The following is a 2437-nucleotide window of genomic DNA, read 5'->3' as shown; positions in this document are numbered from 1 at the left end:
AAGACGGCTCCCTATCGACGCCCTACGGCGAGATCGACGTGCGCAGGCTGACGACAAGCCTCGGTACTCGCAACGAGCCGGTGACCTATTGGCTCACCGTCGGTGACCAGGTCGTCAACAGTCGATTGGACAAGCGCATCGCCGAAATCAGACTGGCTGTGACCGGGCAGATCCCGGATGGGATGCTGTTCCGAATTTCCTCGATAGACAGCGACCCGGCCCGCGCTTTCGCGACGCAGCAGAAGTTCGCGGCCGAGATGATGTCTTCGGTGCCTGGCAATGTCCGCAAACAACTCAGCGGGCTTGCCGCTCCCGCGAACGCTAGCTGACTTCCTCGGCCGGCTTAGGGTCGCGAGGGGCGCTTTGTTCGCCGCCTGATGCCGGGCGCTTGCGCAGCAAACGCGCCAGCAACGTATCGAGCATGAAGAAGAGTGCCAAGGCGACCAGCATCAGCACCATGCCCGCTGCGCCATGTAGGAAGCCCTGCCCCGCTTCGTCGCCCATGTGATATGTGATCAGCACGAGCGCGATCACCCGCACCATGTTCGCGATGAAGGCGATGGGCAGGATGCTGGCCAGCATGATCGCGTTGTGCGCGGTGCTCGGGCGCCGCATGATGTACATAAACAAGGTGCCCAACGCGCTCAGGCTGAACATCGAGTTCAGGCCGGAGCAGGCATCTGCGACGAGCATCTGGTACTGGCCGATGGTGAGAACGACGCCGCTGCGCGAGATCGGGTAGCCGACGTTGTAGAGCAACTCGACCACGATCACCGAGATCCAGTGCTTTAGCGGGCCGGTAATGCTGTCGACCAGCGTGCCCGGCAGCGGGATCATGAAGATGAAGTAGATCAGCGGAAACCAGGCCACGCGCACCGCCGCCCTGCCCTTCATCAGCAGCAGGAGGCCCGCCGCGACAAAAGGCTGCGAAGCGACGGCAAGCAGCAGCACGCCGGACACGCGGCCGACGAAATAGAGAAGCAGGCCGAAGACGAACAGCGCCCAGCCGAGCACCGGAGAAGGCGCCTCGGGGAGCGCCGCGATCTCCTCGCGCACGCCCCAGAACAGCCACAGCAGCACGGCGAGGATCAGAGCGCCGTGGCCCTGCTCATCGGTCTGCCAGATGGTGTCGGCTGCCCACCAGTAGACCGGCACGTACATCGCCGCGAAGCCGGCGATGGCGATCAGCCATGCGGCATGGCGGCCGAGGCCCGCCCCGCCGCGGGAAAACGAAGCCGGAAGGACGCTGCTCACTTCACCTTCTTCTTCAGTGGAACCTCGTTCAGCACCGAGCCCACCACGACGACGCCGGCGTCGGTCAAGCCCTGCACGAGGTCGGTGAACTCGGACACTCGGGTCTCGCCGGAGCGGGCCACGGCGAGCGCCGCGCCTGTCTTGACGGCGATCATCGCGGCATCCTCGCCGAGGCACATGGCCGGGGTGTCGACGATGACGACGTCGTAGGCGCCGCGCACGCCGATCATGAACTCGTCGAAGTTCAGGCGGTTGATCAGCTCGAGCGGGTTCGGTGGCGTCGGGCCGGCGGGCAGCACCGACAGGCCGCCGAGGTCGGGGATGCGCACTACGGCCTCTTCGCGCAAGCGCCCGGCAAGCAGGGTCGAGAAGCCGACCTTGTTCTCGAGCGAGAACAGGAAGTGCTGGCGTGGCTCGCGCAGGTCGCCGTCGACGAGCAGCGTGCGCTCGCCGAGCTGCGAGAAGACGATCGCCAGGTTGGCGGCGAGGTAGCTCCGGCCTTCGCCGCGCTGCGCACCGACGACGGTGAGCACCTGCCGCTCCTCGGCCTTGTCGAACCAGCGCAGCATCAGCTGGCTGCGGATGGCGCGCAGCTGCTCGACGCGCGTGCTGAAGGGCTGGTAGGCGGCGACGAGCTCGTCGCTGACCGTCCGCGCTTCGCCAGGCATCTTGCGCAGGTAGGCGTAGGCGAACTGGCGTGACAGCGCGTACTGGATGTCGGCTTCGTTGATGAGACCCAGGCGCACCGCCGCTTCACCGAAGCGGAGGTTCTGCTGCTTCTGGTAGTGGAGGACGCGCTCGGCATCCTCGGGGGTCAGCTGGCCGCCGTCGATCAGGATGGCGCCGAGGGTCCGCGTCGCCCGCGGCTGGCTGCCCAGCATCGAGACATCGGTCTTCACGAGCGCATCCCCGGGCCGGCCAGCGCCAAGCGGTTGCCTGGCATCGGAGGCGAGTTCAGGAGACGCCTGAACACCGGCTGCTTGGAGTTCGCCGGCCTGAGAACGCCGATCACCGGAACGCCTGCCGTGACCAGCAGGTCCTGCGGCATGCGGACGCGGCGGTTCAGCATCTCGAGGCCGATGGCAGCGGCGAGCCCGACGAGCAGACCGCCGAGCAGCGAGCCGAGGATGCCGACGACGGCGCGCTTCCCCGACGGCTCGAGCGGCTCGACCGCCGGGCTGAG

Annotated in this window: 3 protein-coding genes and 1 pseudogene; 1 reads left to right on the top strand and 3 read right to left on the bottom strand. The window is 66.9% G+C overall.

Annotation, left to right across the window (positions count from 1 at the left end; genetic code table 11):
- On the top strand, positions 1-329 hold a 329-nt coding region (locus AC30N0_RS14385; protein WP_489518591.1), incomplete at its 5' end, for an exosortase C-terminal domain/associated protein EpsI.
- On the opposite strand, the gene xrtB is transcribed toward AC30N0_RS14385, so the two are convergent.
- From xrtB to AC30N0_RS14370, 3 genes and pseudogenes are all read right to left on the bottom strand, one after another.
- Positions 322-1254, bottom strand: coding sequence for an exosortase B (gene xrtB / locus AC30N0_RS14380; RefSeq protein WP_489518590.1), 933 nt, complete (start codon positions 1252-1254; stop codon positions 322-324). The genes AC30N0_RS14385 and xrtB overlap by 8 nt on opposite strands.
- The gene (epsG, locus tag AC30N0_RS14375; RefSeq protein ID WP_489518589.1) at positions 1251-2153 is read right to left on the bottom strand and encodes a chain length determinant protein tyrosine kinase EpsG; all 903 of its coding nucleotides are present in this window, start codon (positions 2151-2153) and stop codon (positions 1251-1253) included. The genes xrtB and epsG overlap by 4 nt, the downstream gene beginning before the upstream one ends.
- Positions 2150-2437: pseudogene (locus AC30N0_RS14370) on the bottom strand (hypothetical protein); the annotation flags it as partial. The gene epsG and the pseudogene AC30N0_RS14370, both read right to left, overlap by 4 nt.

It is taken from the genome of Rhizobacter sp. (assembly GCF_031412495.1).
Lineage (GTDB): Bacteria > Pseudomonadota > Gammaproteobacteria > Burkholderiales > Burkholderiaceae_C > Schlegelella_A.
Note: the sequence above shows the minus strand (reverse complement) of the source record. Positions and strands in the feature narration are given on the sequence as shown.